The 18694-nt window shown below is 69.2% G+C and carries 17 protein-coding genes and 2 pseudogenes; 10 read left to right on the top strand and 9 right to left on the bottom strand.

Features of this window, described 5'->3' with window-relative positions:
* Both ASJ79_RS30125 and pgm read right to left on the bottom strand, forming a co-directional pair.
* The coding region (locus tag ASJ79_RS30125) for an MFS transporter (protein ID WP_156448706.1) at window positions 1–751 on the bottom strand (751 nt) is incomplete at its 3' end.
* The gene (gene pgm, locus ASJ79_RS30120; protein ID WP_067963538.1) at window positions 748–2382 is read right to left on the bottom strand and encodes a phosphoglucomutase (alpha-D-glucose-1,6-bisphosphate-dependent); all 1635 of its coding nucleotides are present in this window, start codon (window positions 2380–2382) and stop codon (window positions 748–750) included. The genes pgm and ASJ79_RS30125, both read right to left, overlap by 4 nt.
* A gap of 60 nt (window positions 2383–2442) precedes the next feature.
* Here pgm and crcB (ASJ79_RS30115) point away from each other — a divergent pair, with 60 nt between their 5' ends.
* Genes crcB (ASJ79_RS30115) through mbtN form a run of 6 tightly spaced genes read left to right on the top strand, consistent with a single transcriptional unit; the run spans window position 2443 to window position 7278 of the window.
* A complete protein-coding gene (gene crcB / locus ASJ79_RS30115) occupies window positions 2443–2838 on the top strand; it encodes a fluoride efflux transporter CrcB (protein WP_067963534.1) in 396 nt (131 codons plus the stop codon).
* A complete protein-coding gene (gene crcB, locus ASJ79_RS30110) occupies window positions 2835–3200 on the top strand; it encodes a fluoride efflux transporter CrcB (protein ID WP_067963531.1) in 366 nt (121 codons plus the stop codon). Before crcB (ASJ79_RS30115) ends, crcB (ASJ79_RS30110) begins: the two co-directional genes overlap by 4 nt.
* Window positions 3197–4231 carry a DUF190 domain-containing protein gene (locus ASJ79_RS30105; protein WP_231751099.1) on the top strand — a complete coding sequence of 345 codons (1035 nt, stop codon included), beginning with the start codon at window positions 3197–3199 and terminating at the stop codon, window positions 4229–4231. The genes crcB (ASJ79_RS30110) and ASJ79_RS30105 overlap by 4 nt, the downstream gene beginning before the upstream one ends.
* 25 nt (window positions 4232–4256) lie before the next feature.
* On the top strand, window positions 4257–4532 hold the full coding sequence (locus tag ASJ79_RS30100; protein ID WP_255374782.1) for an acyl carrier protein: 276 nt from the start codon (window positions 4257–4259) through the stop codon (window positions 4530–4532).
* On the top strand, window positions 4529–6109 hold the full coding sequence (mbtM, locus tag ASJ79_RS30095; protein WP_067963524.1) for a long-chain-fatty acid--ACP ligase MbtM: 1581 nt from the start codon (window positions 4529–4531) through the stop codon (window positions 6107–6109). The genes ASJ79_RS30100 and mbtM overlap by 4 nt, the downstream gene beginning before the upstream one ends.
* A complete protein-coding gene (mbtN, locus tag ASJ79_RS30090; protein ID WP_067963522.1) occupies window positions 6106–7278 on the top strand; it encodes a mycobactin biosynthesis acyl-ACP dehydrogenase MbtN in 1173 nt (390 codons plus the stop codon). The genes mbtM and mbtN overlap by 4 nt, the downstream gene beginning before the upstream one ends.
* Here the strand turns inward: mbtN and ASJ79_RS30085 are convergent.
* Window positions 7275–7874: a GNAT family N-acetyltransferase gene (locus ASJ79_RS30085; protein ID WP_067963519.1), complete on the bottom strand. Its 600-nt coding sequence runs from the start codon at window positions 7872–7874 to the stop codon at window positions 7275–7277. The two genes, mbtN and ASJ79_RS30085, sit on opposite strands and share 4 nt — an antisense overlap.
* Window positions 7875–7929: 55 nt before the next feature.
* On the bottom strand, window positions 7930–8301 hold the full coding sequence (locus tag ASJ79_RS30080) for a hypothetical protein (protein ID WP_067963544.1): 372 nt from the start codon (window positions 8299–8301) through the stop codon (window positions 7930–7932).
* Between the two features lie 81 nt (window positions 8302–8382).
* Here ASJ79_RS30080 and ASJ79_RS30075 point away from each other — a divergent pair, with 81 nt between their 5' ends.
* Window positions 8383–8583 carry a hypothetical protein gene (locus ASJ79_RS30075; protein WP_067963515.1) on the top strand — a complete coding sequence of 67 codons (201 nt, stop codon included), beginning with the start codon at window positions 8383–8385 and terminating at the stop codon, window positions 8581–8583.
* Between the two features lie 54 nt (window positions 8584–8637).
* Here ASJ79_RS30075 and ASJ79_RS30070 read toward each other — a convergent pair whose 3' ends face one another.
* On the bottom strand, window positions 8638–8937 hold the full coding sequence (locus ASJ79_RS30070; RefSeq protein ID WP_067963512.1) for a hypothetical protein: 300 nt from the start codon (window positions 8935–8937) through the stop codon (window positions 8638–8640).
* A gap of 266 nt (window positions 8938–9203) precedes the next feature.
* Between ASJ79_RS30070 and ASJ79_RS30065 the strand changes: the two genes are divergently transcribed.
* Window positions 9204–11204, top strand: a complete 2001-nt coding sequence (locus ASJ79_RS30065; protein ID WP_067963541.1) for a DUF1214 domain-containing protein — start codon at window positions 9204–9206, stop codon at window positions 11202–11204.
* Between the two features lie 4 nt (window positions 11205–11208).
* Here the strand turns inward: ASJ79_RS30065 and ASJ79_RS30060 are convergent, their stop codons facing one another.
* Window positions 11209–12144, bottom strand: a complete 936-nt coding sequence (locus ASJ79_RS30060) for a DUF808 domain-containing protein (RefSeq protein WP_067963509.1) — start codon at window positions 12142–12144, stop codon at window positions 11209–11211.
* 240 nt (window positions 12145–12384) lie between these two features.
* On the opposite strand from ASJ79_RS30060, the gene ASJ79_RS30055 reads away from it, so the two are divergent.
* Together ASJ79_RS30055 and ASJ79_RS30050 are read left to right on the top strand one after the other, a co-directional pair.
* Window positions 12385–13455 carry a hypothetical protein gene (locus tag ASJ79_RS30055; protein ID WP_067963506.1) on the top strand — a complete coding sequence of 357 codons (1071 nt, stop codon included), beginning with the start codon at window positions 12385–12387 and terminating at the stop codon, window positions 13453–13455.
* A 104-nt stretch (window positions 13456–13559) separates the two neighbouring features.
* Window positions 13560–14252, top strand: coding sequence for an HAD family hydrolase (locus tag ASJ79_RS30050; RefSeq protein WP_082754153.1), 693 nt, complete (start codon window positions 13560–13562; stop codon window positions 14250–14252).
* On the opposite strand, the pseudogene ASJ79_RS30045 reads toward ASJ79_RS30050, so the two are convergent.
* The 3 genes and pseudogenes from ASJ79_RS30045 to ASJ79_RS33555 all read right to left on the bottom strand — a co-directional run.
* Window positions 14242–17068 (bottom strand): annotated as a pseudogene (locus ASJ79_RS30045) (RND family transporter). The gene ASJ79_RS30050 and the pseudogene ASJ79_RS30045 sit on opposite strands and share 11 nt — an antisense overlap.
* Before the next feature lie 160 nt (window positions 17069–17228).
* Window positions 17229–18251, bottom strand: a complete 1023-nt coding sequence (locus tag ASJ79_RS30040) for a TAXI family TRAP transporter solute-binding subunit (protein WP_067963500.1) — start codon at window positions 18249–18251, stop codon at window positions 17229–17231.
* Window positions 18248–18694, bottom strand: a pseudogene (locus ASJ79_RS33555) (C4-dicarboxylate ABC transporter permease); the annotation flags it as partial. The gene ASJ79_RS30040 and the pseudogene ASJ79_RS33555, both read right to left, overlap by 4 nt.

Below are 18694 nucleotides of genomic sequence, written 5' to 3'. Positions count from 1 at the left end.
GCACCTCGACGACGAACAGCGGCACCAGCGCGATGCGCAGCCCGAACGACGCCCACCCGGTCGCGAAATTGGAGAACAGCGCCGCGCGGTAGGCGCGGTGGCGGAACACCGTGCGGAACGGCACGGGTGTCTCGGTGTCGTCGGCCGGCTGCCCGACCACCGCGGACTTGCGCAGGCTGACGAACACCACCGTCGCCGCGACCAACAGCGCGGCACCGTAGATCAGGAACGGCGCAGACAAGCCGAACCCCGCGGTGAGACTGCCCAGGACGGGCCCACCCACCGAGCCGACCATGAAGCCCGACGAGAACAGCCCGGCGACCCGACCGCGTGCGTCCGACGGTGATATCCGGATCATCAGGCCCAGCGACGACACCGTGAACATCGCCGAGCCGACGCCGCCGAGTGAACGGAAAAGCAGCAGCTGCCAATAGGTTTCGGCGAACGCACAGGCCGCGGTCGACAACGCGACGATCAGCAGGCCGCTGATGTAGATCCGCCGCTCCCCCAACCGCTGCACGAGCATGCCCGCCGGGGGCGCCCCGACCAGACGCATCACCGCGAACGCGGTGATGACGAACGTCGCGGCGCTGATGCTCACCCCGAAATGGCGGGCGTACTGCGGCAGCACCGGGGCGACCACGCCGTAGCCCAGCGCGACCACGAAGTTGGCGGCGACCAGCACCCAGACTTCGCGGGGCAGCCGCTGCTTGGTCGCGGGTCGACACTCGCCCTCTGCGGGCGACCTCACGAAATGACCTTGCTCACCACTTCGCGGGCAGCGTCCTGCACCTCGGCGAGATGCTCGGGGCCGCGGAATGATTCGGCGTAGATCTTGTACACGTCCTCGGTGCCCGACGGCCGCGCGGCGAACCAGGCGTTCTCCGTCGTCACCTTCAGCCCGCCCAGCGGCGCCCCGTTACCCGGCGCGGCGGTCAGCTTCGCGGTGATCGGCTCCCCCGCCAACTCGGTCGCGGTCACCTGCTCCGGTGACAGCTTGCCCAACCGCGCCTTCTGCTCGCGGTCGGCCGGGGCGTCGATGCGGGCATAGGTCGGCGCGCCGTACCGCTCGGCGAGCTCGGCGTAGCGCTGCGACGGCGTCGAGCCCGTCACCGCGAGGATCTCCGACGCCAGCAGCGCCAGGATGATGCCGTCCTTGTCGGTGGTCCACACCGAGCCGTCGCGGCGCAGGAACGACGCGCCCGCGCTCTCCTCGCCGCCGAAGCCGATGCTGCCGCCGATCAGCCCGTCGACGAACCACTTGAACCCCACCGGCACCTCGACCAGTGTGCGGCCCAGCCCGGCCACGACGCGGTCGATGATCGACGAGCTCACCGCCGTCTTGCCGACCGCGGTTTCGGCCGCCCACTCCGGGCGGTGCGCGAACAGGTAGTCGATGGCCACCGCGAGGTAGTGGTTCGGGTTGAGCAGGCCACCGTCGGGGGTGACGATGCCGTGCCGGTCGGAGTCGGCGTCGTTGCCGGTGGCGATCTGGTAGTGGTCCCGGTTGGCGATAAGGGAGGCCATCGCGTTCGGCGAGCTGCAGTCCATCCGGATCTTGCCGTCGGTGTCGAGCGTCATGAACCGCCACGTCGCGTCGACGAGCGGGTTGACGACGTTCAGCTGCAGGTTGTGACGTTCGGCGATCGCGCCCCAGTAGTCGACGCTGGCCCCGCCCAGCGGGTCGGCGCCGATGCGGATCCCCTCGGCGCTGATGGCGTGCAGATCGACGACGTCGGGCAGGTCGGCGACGTACGCGTCGAGGTAGTCGTGCCGTTGGGCGGTACGCAACGCGCGGGCCAGCGGGATGCGCTTCACGTCCCGGAGGCCGTCGCGCAGGATCTCGTTGGCCCGCTTGGCGATGGCGCTCGTGGCGTCGGTGTCGGCGGGTCCGCCGTTGGGCGGGTTGTACTTGAACCCGCCGTCGCGGGGCGGGTTGTGCGACGGCGTCACCACGATGCCGTCGGCGAGGTCTCCTTCACGGCCGCGGTTGAACGACAGGATCGCATGGCTGACCGCCGGGGTCGGGGTGTAGCGGCCGGCCGAATCGATCATGGCGACAACGTCGTTGGCGGCGAGCACCTCCAGCGCGGAGGTCCAGGCCGGCTCCGAGAGCGCGTGGGTGTCGCGGCCGATGAACAGCGGACCCGTGGTGCCCTGCGCCGCGCGGTACTCCACGATGGCTTGCGTGGTGGCCAGGATGTGCGCTTCGTTGAACGCCGCGTCCAGGCTCGAGCCCCGGTGCCCCGAAGTGCCGAAGGTCACCTGCTGGTCCACGTTCTCCGGGTCGGGCGTGACGCTGTAGTACGCCGTCACCACCGCGGCGATGTCGATGAGGTCCTCGGGTTGTGCCGGCTGACCGGCGCGGGGGTTGGTCGCCATGGTGTCGATTCTGCTCCCTGGTGACCCGCTGGATCGCCTTCGGGGCGGCATACTTCGCTCATGGCCCACGACCGGCGAGAACTGGCCGCCGTGTTCGCCGGTGGTGCGCTGGGCACGCTGGCGCGCGCAGGCTTCGAGGAACTGGCCGCGCCCGACCCGGGCCGGTGGCCCTGGCCGACCTTCTCCGTGAACGTCCTCGGCGCGTTTCTGCTCGGCATGTTCGTCACGCGGCTGTTGGAACGGCTTCCGGTGTCGAGCTACCGCCGCCCGTTCCTGGGTACCGGGCTGTGCGGGGGGCTGACCACGTTCTCCACCATGCAGGTCGAGACGGTGAAGATGGTCGAGCACGGCCACTACGGCCTGGCCGCCGGGTACACCGCCGCCAGCATCGCCGCCGGGCTCGTCGCGGTGTATCTCGCGACTGCCCTGACCCGTCGCGTCCGGTTGCGCGGATGAGCGCGCTGGTGTGGGCCGGCGTCGTCCTCCTCGGCGGCTTGGGCGCGGTCGCGCGGCTGGCTTTCGACAAGGCCGTGTCGCGGCGGGTGACCGGTTCGTTTCCGGCGGGCACGCTGGCGGTCAACATCAGCGGTGCGCTGCTGCTCGGTTTCCTGGCCGGGATGGCCCTTCCCGCCGAGGTGGCGATGCTGGCCGGCACCGCGTTCGTCGGCTCGTACACCACGTTCTCGACGTGGATGCTGGAAACCCAACGGCTCGCCGAGGAGCGCCAGATCTGGCCTGCCCTCGGCAATCTGGTGATCAGCGTGGTGCTGGGCCTCGCCGCGGCGGTGCTGGGCCAGTCGCTGGGGGCGCTGCTGTGAACGGCGAGATGCTGACGCTGCGCGCCTACTTCGCCGAACGGCAGCGCACCGGGCACCGGTTCGTCGCCGACGCGTTGTCCGACCTGTGCGAACAGCACCGCATCGCGACCAGCGTGGTGCTGCGCGCCATCGCCGGGTTCGGTCCGAGCCACGTGGTGCGCAGCGACCGCACGCTGAGCCTGTCCGAGGATCCGCCGGTGACGGTCTGGGCCACCGACCGCGCCGAACGGATCCGCGCGCTCGCCGACGACGCGGCGCAACTGATCGCCAGCGGGATGCTCACCCTCGAGCGCGGCGGCCTGCGACGGGCCGAGGAGACGACCGGCGCGCGCCTGACGCTTCACCTGGGACGCAAACACCGGGTGGCCGGCACCGTCGGCTACGTCGCGGTGTGCGACGTGCTGCGGCGGCTCGGCTTCCTGTCCGGCGACGTCTACCTCGGGGTCGACGGCACCTTCGGCGGGCAACGGCGCCGCGCGAAGTTCTTCAGCGGCAACACCGACGTCCCGCTGTCGATCGTCGCGGTCGGCACATCGGCCCAGGCCGCCGCGGCCATCGACGAACTCCGGACCGTGCTGCCTGAGATCGTGTTCAGCGTCACCGCGACCACCCTCTGCAAGGCCGCCGGACGCCACCTGGCGACCCCGGCGGCGACAGACGGACCCTTTCAGCAGCTGACGGTGCTGACCGAGGAAGCCCCTCGCCGCGGCGGCCGGCCCGTTCACCGGGCGTTGATCCGGCGACTCGAGGAGTCCGGGCCCGCCGGCGGCGCCACCGTGATACGGGCGATCCGAGGTTTCCGTGGTGCCCAGGCGCCGCACGGCGACCGGTTCCTGCAGGTCACCCGCCACGCCCCGGTGTCCACGATCATCGCGGGCACCACAGCCGACATCGCCGCGACATACCCGCTCGTCGACGAACTCACCGAACGGGAGGGATTGGTGACCGTCGAGCCGCTGCCGGGGATGCTGGAGGTCCACTCCGGACATCGTTTCGGCGACCTGCGCCCCGCCGACGACCACCGAGAGTGAGGGTAGCCTATCTTTAGCCGAGGGGATAAGCTCTGCCGCCATGACCACGTCACCACCGCCCGGCGTCGGCGCCGCCCTTGAGGAGATCCTGCGCGACGACCTGAACGTCGACATCACCCGGGTCACGCGGGATTCGCGCCTCATCGACGACGTCGGCCTGGACTCGGTGGCGTTCGCTGTCGGCATGGTCGCCATCGAGGACAAGCTCGGGGTCGCGCTGTCGGAAGAGGATTTGCTCACCTGCGACACCGTCGGCGATCTCGAACAGGCCATCCTGGCGAAGACGCCCGCAGCCCAGTGAGCGCGCTCGCGTCGGCGCTGTCGCGGGCGATGACCTCATCGCCCCGCGACCTGATCCTCCTCGACCGCACCAGCGGACAGTGGAACCGCCACCCGTGGCCGGAAGTGCACGCGCGCGCCGAGAACATCGCCGAGCGGGTGCTGAACGGGCCCGACGGCGCCGTCGGCCTCGTCGGGGAGCCCACCGTGGAGTTCGTCGCGGCGATCCACGGCGCCTGGCTGGCCGGACGCGCGCTGTCCATCCTCCCCGGTCCCGTCCGCGGCGCCGATGATCGGCAGTGGGCCCACGCCACGGCCGAACGCTTCGCCGGCATCGGTGTCACACAGGTCTTCACCCACGGCGCTTACCCGGAGTTGTTGCGCGGGAACGGAACCGGATTGACCGTCCACGACGTGTCCGAGGCCGGGCATGCGCAGCGGTCCACCACGCTGACGCCGCAACCGGAACCGGACGGCACACCTGCGGTGTTGCAGGGCACCGCGGGCTCCACCGGCACACCGCGCACCGCGCTGCTCTCGCCCGAGGCGGTGATGAACAACGTCACCGCGCTGCTGCAGCACACGGCGGTCGACCCGACCGTGGACGTCGGGCTGACCTGGCTGCCGCTGTACCACGACATGGGCCTGACGTTCCTGCTCACCGGGTTCCTCAGCGGTGCCGAGATGTGGGTCGCACCGACGGCCGCGTTCGCCGCCTCGCCGTTCCGCTGGTTGAGCTGGCTGTCGGAGAGCCGCGCAAGCCTCACGGCCGCACCCAATTTCGCGTACTCGGTGATCGGCAAGTACGCGCGCCGGGTCCCCGACGTCGACCTGGGCGGGCTGCGGTTCGCCATCAACGGCGGCGAGCCGATCGACTGTGAGGGTTTCCAGCTGTTCCTCGACGAGCTCGCCCGGTTCGGCCTCGACCCGCGGGCCGCGGCACCGTCGTACGGGCTGGCCGAATCCACCTGCGCGGTCACCTCCCCCGGACCCGGAACAGGGCTGGTGGTCGAAGAGATCGTCGACCCGGTGACCGACGCGGTGCGCCGCCACGCCGTGCTCGGCAGGCCCATTCCCGGCATGGAGCTGCGGATCTCGGAATCCGAGCATTCCGGCCGGGCCGGCGACCACACGATCGGTGAGGTCGAGATCCGCGGCACGTCGATGATGACCGGTTACCTGGGCGAGGATCCCCTGCCTGCCGGCGAGTGGTTCCGCACCGGTGACCTCGGCTATGTCACCGACGACGGTCTGGTGGTGTGCGGCCGGGTCAAGGAACTCATCACCGTCGCGGGCCGCAACATCTTCCCCAGCGAGGTCGAGCGTGTCGCCGCACAGGTCCGCGGCGTGCGTGACGGCGCCGTCGTCGCGGTCGGCACCGACGGCGACTCGGCCCGGCAGGGCCTGATCATCGCCGCGGAGTTCCGCGGTCCCGACGAAGCGGGCGCGAGAAGCGAAGTGGTGCAACGCGTCGCGTCCCAGTGCGGAGTGGTTCCCGCCGACGTCGTGTTCCTGACACCCGGTTCGCTGCCGCGGACGTCCTCGGGCAAGCTGCGACGCCTGGAAGTCAAACGAGATCTGGAGGCCGCCCGGGTATGACCGTGTCCACCGACGTCGACGCCTACCGCGATCTGCTCGCGGAGGTGTTCGACGACAAGGTCACCGCATGGACCGCCGAAGCCGAAGCCTCCGAACGCTTTCCCAGGAAGCTGATCGAGCACCTCGGCGCTGCCGGGGTCTTCCGCAGCAAGTGGGGCCCGGCGGGCGGCCAGCATCCCGATGTCGCGAAGCTCAACGAGCTGGCGTTCCAGCTCGGGCGGCTGGGCTCGGCGGGCATCGGTGTCGGTGTGAGCCTGCACGATTCGGCGATCGCGGTGCTGCGCAGGTTCGGCAAGTCGGATCACCTCAAGACGGTGTGCGAGCGGGCGATCGACGGCGAGGCGGTGCTGTGCATCGGCGCCTCCGAAGAATCGGGCGGCTCGGACCTGCAGATCGTCGAGACCGAGGTGCGTTCTGTCCGTGACGGATTCCACGTCCGCGGCGTCAAGAAGTTCGTCTCGCTGTCCCCCATCGCCGACCACATCATCGTCGTGGCCCGCGGAGTGGACCACGATCCCGCCAGCAGGCACGGCAACGTCCTGGTGATCGCCGTGCCCACCACCCAGGTCGAGGTGCAGACCCCGTACCACAAGGTCGGTGCTGGACCGCTGGACACCGCCGCCGTGCACATCGACACCTGGGTGCCGGCCGACCACCTGGTGGCGCGGCCGGGGACCGGGCTGGCCGCGATCTCGTGGGGGCTTGCGCACGAACGCATGTCGATCGCCGGGCAGGTGGCGTCGTCGTGTCAACGCGTGCTGGGCGTCACCCACGCCCGCATGGTGCAGCGGCGGCAGTTCGGCGCGACCCTGTTCGAGCATCAGGCGCTGCGGTTGCGGATGGCGGACCTGCAGGCCCGGGTCGACCTGCTCCGCCACGGGCTCACCGGCATTGCCGCACAGGGACGATTGGACCTGCGCGCGGCGGCCGCCGTGAAGGTCACCGCGGCCCGGCTGGGCGAGGAAGTGCTCTCCGAGTGCATGCACATCTTCGGCGGCTCGGGTTACCTCGTCAACGAGACCCCGCTGGGCCGGTGGTGGCGTGACATGAAGCTCGCGCGGGTCGGCGGCGGCACCGACGAGGTGCTCTGGGAGCTGGTGGCAGCGGCGATGAAACCGGACTTCGACAGCTATACCGAGATGATCGGCGGCACACCGCCTTCCGATTAGGCAGGCCGGTTCAGCGCGTACAGCGCCATCCGCCGGTTCGACATCTGGTGTTCGCCGAGGAAGTCGCATCTGGCGTACTCGCACAACCGGCGGGCGCCGGTGTTGCGGTGGTCGGGGTCGAACATGATGCGCCGGCACTGCGGTTCGATCTTGAACAGGCTGGCGGCCAGCCGGGGCAACAGGATCGGCCCGAAACCGCGGTTGACGATGTCCAGGTCCGCGATCGCGGCGTGCAGACCGAGATCGTGCGGGTCGGCGTCGTAGCGCGGCGCGATGGAATCCTTTGCGGCGCGGTACACCTCGATGTAGCCGTGCGGCGCACCCTTGAACGTGCCGATCAGCGGGCGGGAGTACCTGCCGGCCAGCTGCGCGCGCAGGTAGCCGTGCCACCACTCGACGGGCCGGTCGTATTCCCACGCCTCGGCCAGGTGCGGACGGTTCATCCACTCCGAGATCATCGCCGCGTCCGAGTCCGGGTCGACGAGCCTGATCTCGTACGGGTCGTCGAGATGCGGGATCGGCGGCGGCGGCACGGCGCGCACCTCGTCGCTGATCTCGGTGAGTTCCCTGGGCAGGATGGGCAGCGCGTCAGTCATCGTGACCGCAGAGCCTACCGGAGCAGGTGAGGACAGGTTTGCCTACATTCCGAGGCTAGGTCAGCAGCAGCGCGCCGCCGGCGATCAGCGCGATCACCTTCACCAGTTCCAGCGCGACGTAGACGTAGTGCGCTCGGGAACGCGGCCCCTCGGCCCCGGCCAGCACCTGGTCGGAGCGCCGGGTCAGCGCCGGCCGCACGAAGATCATCTGGGCGGCCAGCATCACGGTCGCGACGATCAGCGCGACCAGGGCTGCCGTCGCGTCGCCGGCCATCAGCGTGACCGCCACCGCCGTCGCCGCCAGCACCGCCTCGCAGACATTGAGCGCACGGAACACCAGCCGCCCGATCCCGAGCCCGATCTGCAGCGTGACACCGGGGGCCCGGAACTTCAGCGGCGCTTCGAGGAACGAGATCGCCAGCACCATGCCCAGCCAGATGAACGTCGCTGCGATGGCGACGCCGAGAGCACCATGCACACCGCGCAGCTTAGGTGAGAGGGTGACGTCATGGACGAAGACCACGACCGCGTCGCCGAACTGCAACGGTGGGTCGACGCCGGCGCGGTGTGGCGGGTGATCGGCCGCACCGCGTCCGAAGCGACGGTGGCGTTGCTGCGCTGTGACGGCGGCGAGGAAGCCGGCCGCTTCACCAGCTCCGACCCGCGGCTGCTGGCATTCCTCGGAGATCGGGCCAGCAGCGAGGATTGACCGTACAAGCAACAGGGCCACCTCCTGCTGGAGGTGGCCCTGTCACCCGGGAAGCTAGCGGACGTCGACGTAGTAGACGCTGCCGGTGACGCTGTTCTGGAACGTGCGGTCGTAGCGGTAGTCGCGGACCGTGGAGCGGATGTCACCGCCCTTGTGGATCCCGACCACGCTTGCCTCGCTCAACGGGGCATCCGAGAGCCGGTTGACCACGACCCGGTTGCCCTGGGCTTCGAGCTGGCTGATCGTGGCATCGGCGTTGCCCCCGGTCGGGGCGGCGACCGCCGGAGCGGCCAACCCGACGACCGCGGCGGACAGGCCGGCAGCGACAGCGGTGGCGATGGTGATGTTCTTCATGAGGGGTGTCCTTCCCGGTGATGGGTCGGAAGCCGTGGAGCGAATCGCGCGGTCTCGACTCGGTGGTGGTGGTGGTCGATCGTGGTGATCTGACTGGTTAAACCAGCACCCCCACGGGTTCATTTCGGCTGGCAGAAATTGAGCGTCCGCTGGCCGGAATCGATCGCCGAAACCACCGCCGGGAATGCGAGTTCGGCGAGATCGGGAGGTCGGCGGCGCTACCGTACGGGCAGGGTCAGCACGGAAGGACGCCGCCGGTGAACACCATGCCGCTCGATCTGGTCATCCCGTCCTCGCGACACGCTCGGTTCATCGGCCGTGTCGGCGGACTCGCAATCGCGCTCGGCATCGGCCTCGCCATCGCCAACGGCCCCGCTGTCGCAGCCGCGGACGACGGGACGGCGAGCGCGGAAGCGCCCCGTGCGACAACCGACAACGGCACGACCGGCGAGGGCGCAACCGGCCACGACACCGTCGACGAAGACGACGAGAACGAGGAAGCCGACGACATCGACGAGGCCGACGACATCGACGAGGCCGCCGCCGGCGAGGCAGACGAAGACGACGCGGCGACCGACGATGCCGATTCCGGCGACCGGTACCCGCTCGACCAGCCGGTGCACGCCGCACGAACGTCGGTCACCGTCACCACGGCCGCGGCGGACGCGCGCCACGGGACGGACACCACGGATTCCGCCGACACCGACGACCTGACCGGGGACCCCGGCAACCCCGAAACGGCCGCGGTGTGGACCCTGGCCGGATCCGCGCGCCGCGAGGCGGATCCTGGCTCCCCGGCGGCGGCTCCGGCCCCGACAACGGCCCCGACGGCAGCACCGACCGCACCGTCCACCGCGACCGCGCCGTCCGCCTCGGGCACGAGCCCGCTGGCCACCGAGCAGCAATTGGAGGCCGAACGCATCGCCGCCCAGACCGTGCAGACCTGGCCGGTGCGGCTGATGAAGTTTGTGCTCGGCGCAGGGTGGCTGGCGACCGCGAACCGCCAGTACGACCAGATCGGCGGACCCGACTGGGACAACCTGCGTCAGCTCGGCCGCTCGGTCGACGAGTACGCCATGGGCGCGGCGTTCCAGCAACAGTTGCTCAACCCGATGCAGCCGACGGTCGTGACTCAGGTTGCGCCGCCGCACTCCTGGTTCGGTCGCGACGTTCAGGGTTCACGCATCCTCTACGACAATCCCGATACCGTGTACCGCTTCATGGGGGTCAACATGACCTCCACCTATGTGATCAGAGGCCGGTTCGTCGGTGGACGTCCCGCGGACACCAACTTCAGCGTGCTGACCGGCCTCTCCGGTATCACCGCCGACAATCTCAGCGGACGCGACATCGACATCGCACCCGACGGCTCGTTCACCATCACCGTCAGCGGTGCGCCCGCTGCCGCCGGGCAGCGCAACCACCTGCAGCTGACCGCCGACACCACGCTGATCGCGGTCCGAAACACACTGTCGGACTGGACAACCCAGTCGCCGATGACCTTGAGCATCGAACGGTTGTCCGGACCGCGCAACAGCCTGTTCAGTCAACTGGGAGGCTTCGCGATCCCCGGTCTCGGCCCGATGGTCACCAACAGCCGGCTGCTGACCACGCTGGTGTCGCTGATCCCGCCGATGAAGGAGCCCCCGCGGATCCTGCGCGGAGCGTTCACCGCGGTGATCATGGCGCTCGGTCTGGGGATGGAGTCCAAGTACATCAAGGTCGCCACCACCGACCCGGACACCGGTCAGCGACTGGCCGCCAACGTGTTGAGGAACCCGTCGCGCAATGCCGAGTTCCTCGCCACGCAGCTGCAGAGCGCCGGCTACTTCGACCTGCGGGACGATCAGGCACTCGTCGTCACCGTGACGCCGGGCAATGCCCGTTACTTCACCGTCCCGGTCACCAATCTGTGGACGATCACCGACAACTACTGGGACGCGCAGACCAGTCTGAACAACGCCCAGGCGCGCCCGAATCCAGACGGGTCCTACACGTTCGTCATCTCGCCCGCCGACCCCGGTGTGCACAACTGGGTGTCGACCGGCGGCCTGAACAAAGGGACGCTGTCGCTGCGATTCCAGGACCTGGATCTGGGATCCTCGGTGACCCCGACGGTGACCGCGCGTGTGGTGGCGCTACCCGAATTGGCCGCGGTGCTGCCGCCGACGACCCAGTACGTCACCGCCGCACAGCGCCGCAGTCAACTGGCCATTCGTCGGGCCGCCTTCGACAGCCGGTTCGCCGACCCCTGGGCCTACACCTGAACGCTCAGTGCTTGTCTTTACGCCCGAACGGCAGCACGTGCATGACGGCCACGACCAGCGCTCCGACGACGAGGCCGATCACCGCGGAGGCGGCGGTGTTGACCAGCCACCCCAGTACCCCGCCGACACCGGCGACGTGGTGGACGTACTCCTCGCCGTGATGGACCAGGCTGTACGGCGCGTGCCAGCCGAGCTCGTCGGTACCGACCAGCAGGATGTGGCCACCCACCCAGAGCATCGCCACCGTGCCGACGACCGACAGGGCCGACAGCAGCTTCGGCATGCCGGCGACCAGACCGCGGCCGACCTTCTGCGCGAACGCCGAGGAGCGTTGCGTCAGGCTCAGACCGACGTCGTCCATCTTGACGATCCCGGCGACGACTCCGTACACGGCGGCGGTGATCACCACGGCCACCACGAGCAGGATCAGCAATCGGGGCACGAACGGCTGATCGGCCACCTCGTTCAACGCGATGACCATGATCTCGGCAGACAGGATGAAGTCGGTGCGGATCGCGCCGGTCACCATGAACTTCTCGGCGTCCGGGCCTGCCGCCGCCGCGGGCGCGCCGTGTGCGTCGTGGCCGCGGATCAGGCCCCAGACCTTCTCCGCGCCTTCGAAGCACAGATACGTCGCGCCCAGCATCAGGATCGGTGTCAGCAACCACGGCACGAACTGGCTCAGCAGCAACGCGGCGGGCAGGATGAAAATAACCTTGTTGCGCAGCGACCCGATCGCGATGCGCTTGATGATGGGCAGTTCACGCTCGGCGGCGATGCCGTGCACGTACTGCGGCGTGACCGCGGTGTCGTCGATGACGACGCCCGCGGCCTTCGCCGTCGCCCTGCCGGCGGCCGCACCGATGTCGTCGACGGAAGCCGCCGCCAACCGCGCCAGCGCCGCCACGTCGTCGAGCAGCGCGAACAAGCCTCCGCTCACCTGGTGCCCCCACTTCCTCCGGCGGTCATGGGCGAAGGTTACCCAACACGCGGGAACCTAGCCCGGCGCGCCGGAATTGCCGCCGACACGCCGACCCGCACCGAGCAGCTTGGCGCAAAGACTTACGCATTGACCTGCGTCTGAGTTAGTTTGAGGAACTGGTCACCGACGGCGACCGCGTGGCGTCCCGCGGGGATCGACAGCTGGGGGTGCGCGATGCCGTGTTCGATCCGCCCATGGGTGACGACCGGGGTCGCCGTCGTCGGCGTGGGCGTCATCGCCGTCGCCCCCCTTGAGCCGAGTCCGGCGTTCACCGACGTCCGGGTCACCAACTCGGCCGTCGACCTCACCGCGGCACCCAACCCCTTCGAGTACTACCCGCAGGTGGTGATGCGCTCGCTGGCCAATGCCGGCGACCGGCTCCGCGAGTACCTGGCCGCGCCCCTCCCGATCGTCGACGCGGTGGCCGACAACCAGTACGCCGCCCTGGCCGTGATCGGCGACGCCGTCGGCGACGAAGATGTCGTGGCGGTCCTCGAGGCGGTCGTCGGGGCCCTCACCACGCCCGTGCTCAACCTGGCCAAGGTCGTCGGCTCGGGCGAGCCGTACCGCACCGCCGCCAGCGTGATCGTCCGGTTGGCGTTGCCGATCGCCAGTGGCGTGGTCGCGGCCGGCTCCGGGACCGTCGACGTCGGCGAGGCGCTGCTCGATCTCGATGTCGTCGGCGCGTTCGGCGCCGCGACCAACATCCCGGCGCGGATCGTGGACGGATTTCTCAACGGCCGGGTCGACGGGGTGGACGACACGTACCACGGCTTGCTGACCCCGGTGGTCGAAGCCCCGGTCGCCGATCAGGTCACCGGGCCGGTGGCGCATCTGATCGACTCTCTGCAGGAGATCGGCGGCACCATCGCCGGGCCCTCCGCGGAAGGTGTGGGCGCGACCGAGCTGCCGAATCCCGGGGCCGGTGGAGCACCCGGTCCCCGCGACGAGCCGACACCGACCGTGCCGCCGCCCGATGACCCCGCTCCGCCGACCGGTAAACCCGCCGCACCGTCGCCGCCGTCGCCCTCGGCGGACGACGACCCCAGTGCCGCAGGCGAACCAGGCGAAGAGCCCGGTCCCGACGCCGACGACCAGCAGCCTGCAGCGGGGTCGCAGGACGGCGCCGGCGACGAACCCGACGCGCCGGCATCGGACACCGCGGGCGAGGACAGCGGAGACCCCGCAGGCGAGGACGACGCAGGCACTGCTGCGGCCGACGAGCCGGCGGGCAACTCGGAGTCCGGCGGGGCCGGCAGCGGTGAGTAGCGGAACCACCGCCGAGTTTGAGCCGGACGCGTGGAGGGTAATGCCCCGACCCATGAGTTCGCAGTGGAAACCGGCGTGCGCCGCCTCCGGATCGGTCCCCGGCCGTGCGTAGCGAAACCCCTTCCCCGGCTGTTCTTTTCGATATCGACGGCACCTTGGTGGATTCGAACTACCTACACGTGTACGCATGGTTGCGCGCGTTCGACGCGGAGAACGTCCCGGCCGACAGCTGGCGCATCCACCGCTGCATCGGCATGGACGGCACCACATTGGTGCGGACCCTCACCGGCGACGCGAGCCAGCGCGTGCTCGACGGCCTCAAGGACCGCCACAGCGAGTTCTACAAGGAGACCGCAGGCCTGCTTGCTCCGCTGCCCGGTGCACGGGACCTTCTGCGCCGGGTGGCACGGCTGGGACTGCAGGTGGTGCTGGCGACGTCGGCGCCCGAGGACGAATTGCGCATCCTGCGTGAGGTTCTCGACTGCGACGACGTGGTCGCGGCGGTGACGTCGTCGCAGGATGTCGACACCGCCAAACCGAAACCCGACATCGTGCAGGTCGCGCTGGACCGGGCCGGCGTGACCGCCGGGGACGCGGTGTTCGTCGGCGACGCGGTCTGGGACTGCGAAGCCGCCGGACGGGCCGGTGTGCCGTCGATCGGCGTGCTCAGCGGTGGGGTGTCCCGGGGCGAACTGCGCGAGGCCGGTGCGACGGAGGTCTTCGAGGACGCCGGCGAGCTGCTCGTCAAACTGGACTCCACCGTGATCGGCGAGCTGGCCCGCCGCGTCAACCTCTGATCGCGGCCAGCCGCCGCTGCGACGCCTGACTGCGCACCCGCTGCGGCCACCAGAACCACCGCCCCAGCAGCGCCGCCACCGCCGGCGTCATGAACGACCGCACAATCAGGGTGTCGAACAACAGGCCTAGCGCGATGGTGGTGCCGACCTGCGCCATCACCTTGAGGTCGCTGAACGCGAACGAGGCCATCGTGAACGCGAACACCAGGCCGGCCGACGTCACCACCGACCCGGTACCGGCCATCGCGCGGATGATGCCCGTCTTCAAACCCCCCGCGAGCTCTTCCTTGAACCTCGACACGAGCAGCAGGTTGTAGTCCGAACCCACGGCGAGCAGCAGGATCACCGCCATCGGCAACACCATCCAGTGCAGCTCCAACCCGAGGATGTGCTGCCACAGGAGCACCGACAATCCGAAAGACGCTCCGAGAGAGACCAATACGGTGCCGACGATCACCGCCGCCGCGACGACACTGCGGGTGATGATCAACATGATGGTGAAATATCAGGGTCACAGCGGCGATCCCGGCGATCAGCAGGTCGTAGAAGGCGCCGTCGCGCATGTCCTTGTACGTGGCCGCCGTGCCGGCCAGGTACACGGTCGAACCTTCCAGCGGGGTGCCCTTGATCGCCTCCTTGGCCGCCGTCTTGATCGGCAGCACGTGGGCTATCCCCTCGACCGTGGCCGGGTCGCCCTCGTGGGCGATGATGAATCGCACCGACTTGCCGTCCGGCGAGAGGAAATTCTCCATGCCGCGCTTGAAGTCGTCGTTGTCGAACGCCTCCGGCGGCAGGTAGAAGGAATCGTCGTTCATCGAGTCGTCGAACGCCTCACCCATGGCGTCGGCGTCCTCGGACTGTGACGCCATCTGGTCCTGCAGGCCCTTCTGACTCTGCCGCATCGTCAGCATCATCGCCTGCATGGTGCGCATGGTCTCGATCTGACTGGGCAACAACTCGATCAGTTGCGGCATCAGCGCGTCGAGACGTTCCAGGTCGGGCACCAACTCCTGGATGTCGTCGGTCAGCGGGTTGATGCCGTCGAGGGTGTCGAAGACCGACCGCATCGTCCAGCAGACCGGGATGTCGTAACAGTGCGGTTCCCAGTAGAAGTAGTTGCGTACCGGCCGGAAGAAGTCGTCGAAATCGGCCAGGTTGTCCCGTACTTCGGCGATGTCGATCGCCGTGGTCTTGGTTTTGAGCACCATGTCGTGCGTGGTGACCGACATCTGCGTCATCAGACTCTGCATCGTCGTCATCGTGTCGATGTTCGTTTGCATGGCATCGGCCTGCACCACCATGTCGGCCATCCGGTCCTGCATGTACTTCTCGTTGAGCCGGTTCGTCGTGCCACGCATGCTCATCTGGAACGGGATGGTGGTGTGCTTGATGGGCTTGCCGTCGGGCCGGGTGATCGTCTGCACCCGTGCCACGCCGGGCACCCGGAAGACGGCTTTCGCGATCTTGTCGATGACGAGGAAGTCCGCCGGGTTGCGCAGATCATGGTCGCTCTCGATCATCAACAGCTCGGGGTTCATCCGGGCGCTGCCGAAGTGCCGGTCGGCGACGGCGTAGCCGACATTGGCGGGGACGTCCTCAGGAAGGTAGTCGCGGGCGTCGTAGTTGGTCTTGTAGCCCGGCAGGGTCACCAGGCCGACCAGTGCCAGCGCCAGCGTCGCGGCCAGTACCGGTCCCGGCCAGCGCACCACAGACACCCCGATGCGCCGCCAGCCGCGCGAGCTGATCGCGCGTTTGGGATCGAAGAGCCCGAACCGGCTGCCGATCACCACCACGGCGGGCCCGAGGGTCAGCGCCGCGAGCACCGCGACGAATGTGCCCACCGCGCACGGCACCCCCATCGTCTGGAAGTACGGCAGCCGGGTGAAGCTCAGGCAGAGCATCGCCCCGGCGATGGTGAGACCGGAGCCCAGGACGACGTGTGCGGTGCCGCGGAACATGGTGTGGTACGCGGATTCCCGGTCCTCACCTGCTCCCCTGGCCTCCTGGTAGCGGCCGATCAGGAAGATGGCGTAGTCGGTGCCCGCCGCGATCACCATGAGGGTCAGCAGGCTGGTCGCGAACGTCGACAGTCCGATGATCTCGGCGTCGGCCAGAAACGCGACGATGCCGCGGGCCGCGCCGAGCTCGGCGAACACCATGAACAGGATCAGCACCATGGTGGCCACCGATCGGAAGACGATCAGCAGCATCACCGCGATGACGCCGATGGTGATCAGCGTGACACGGAAGACGCTCTCGTCGCCGGCGTTGTGCTGGTCGGCGACCAACGGAGCACCGCCGGTGACGTACGCCTTGATTCCCGGCGGCGCCGGGGTGCCGTCGACGATCTCACGCACCGCCTTCACGGCTTCGTTGGCGCGCGGCTCCCCCTGGTTGCCCTGCAGGTACACCTGCACATAGGCGGACTTACCGTCGGTGCTCTGCGCGCCCGACGCGGTCAGCGGATCGCCCCAGAAGTCGGCGACGTGCTGCACGTTCGCGGTGTCGGCCTCGAGCTTGTCGACGAGCTCGTCGTAGTAACGATGCGCGGCGTCGCCGAGTGGCTGTTGGCCTTCGAGCACGATCATCGCGCTGCTGTCGGAGTCGAACTCGTCGAAGTTCGCGCCGACGCGCTTCATCGACACCAGCGACGGTGCGTCGTTGGCGCTCATCCCGACGGTGTGTTCTTCGCCGACCTTCTCCAGGGACGGGACCGCGACGTTGGTGACCACCGTCAGCAGCACCCAGCCGAGGACGATGGGAACCGCGAGGGCCCGGATGATCCGGCCGATCCCCGACCGTCCGGCAGCTGCCACTTCCCTCGCCCCCGATCAGGCCGTCCACCGGCCCACCAGGGAAGCCGTGCGCGTGACACATCACGTGCCGCGTGTCATACATCTAGCCCGTCAAACCATCGGCTGTCAATCGGCGGCTGACAGGGAATTCCCAGGTTGACCTGCAGGTTCGCCGGTACCGCTAGCCAGCCGCACCGAGCTGGTCCAGCGCGTGCGCGGCGCCACGGTTGAGTGTCACCGGGTCGGTGTCGCGGGCACTGTCCAGGCTGATGCCTCTGGCGGCACTGACCACCTGTTCCAACTGGGGCTTCCTCTCGAACAGCGTCCGGGTCAGGACGCACGCCAGGTTCGCGTCGAGGTCGTCGCGCACCAGCAGCATGTTCGGCACGACGATGGTCTTGACGTCGGCGGGCAACTGGTAGGTGGCCGCGGGGATGACGCCCTCCTCGTAGGCGGGGCTGATCTCGCTCATCCTGCCCAGTTGCGGTGTGACGTCCAGGAAGACCACCTCGTTGCGCGCTGTGGTGAGCAGATCGGTGATGCCCGGGGTGGGTAGGCCGCCGGACCAGAACAGCGCGTCGATGGCGCCTTCTTTCATCCCGTCGACGGTCTTGGTGAGATCGAGGCGTTGCGCGGCGACGTCCGTCGCGGGATCGAGGCCGGCCGATTCCAGCAACCGGTTGGCGATGACCTCGGTGCCCGATCCCGGTGAGCCGGTGGAGATCCGCTTGCCGCGCATGTCGGCGATCGAGGTGATACCGCTGTCGGTGCGCGCGATGACCTGGGTGTAGTTCGGGTAGATGCGCGCGAGCGCCTGCACCGGCTGCTCTTCGCCGTCGAAGCTGCCTTTGCCCTCTACGGCGTCGGCGGCGGTGTCGGCGAGCGAGAACGCCACCTGATAGCTGCCGCCGACCAGCTGCTCGATGTTCTGCACCGACGCGCCGGTCTCCGCGGCGGTGGCCTTGACCGTGCCCCCGGTGGCGGCCGAGATCTGCTCGGCGAAGGCGTTTCCGAGCGAGAAGTACACGCCCGTCGAGTTGCCGGTGGCGATGCTGACCCGGGTGTCCGACCCGACCTCGCAGCTGATCTCGCCGCCCGAGTCGGCGGTGGGGGTGTCCTGACGGCCGCCGCCGCAACCGGCCGTCGCGCCGGCGGCGCACACCACGGCCGCGAATCCCGCCAGAATTCTGCTCGCACGTCTCATGTCGGTCTCCTCTTGTCGGTGATGAAGGTCAGCGTGACTGCGCCGAGCAGGCACGCCAGCCCCGCCGCGATCGTGACGGGGTGCAGAAAGAGCAACAGCAGCGCGGCAACCGCGCTCAGCGCGCGGGGAATCGGGCCGAGTGCGCCGACACCGAGCGCCCAGCCGCCGGCCGCGAACGACAGCGCGACGATGCCGACGCAGGCGGCGGCCGACGTCCACAGCACCCCGACCACCGCCCCGCGGCCCAGCAGGTGTTCCCCCGGGGTGGTCACCACGAACGCGATGGGTACCAGGAACGCCGGTGCGGCGTACCGCAATGCCTGCCACATCGTCGGGATCGCGCGGCCCCCGGTGACCGCCGAGGCGCCGACGGCCGCCAGCGCGGTCGGCGGGGTGACCTCGGAGAGCACCGAGTAGTAGAAGACGAACATCGCCGCGGCCGG

The organism is Mycobacterium sp. NAZ190054 (assembly GCF_001545925.1).
GTDB lineage: Bacteria > Actinomycetota > Actinomycetes > Mycobacteriales > Mycobacteriaceae > Mycobacterium.
Note: the sequence above shows the minus strand (reverse complement) of the source record. Positions and strands in the feature narration are given on the sequence as shown.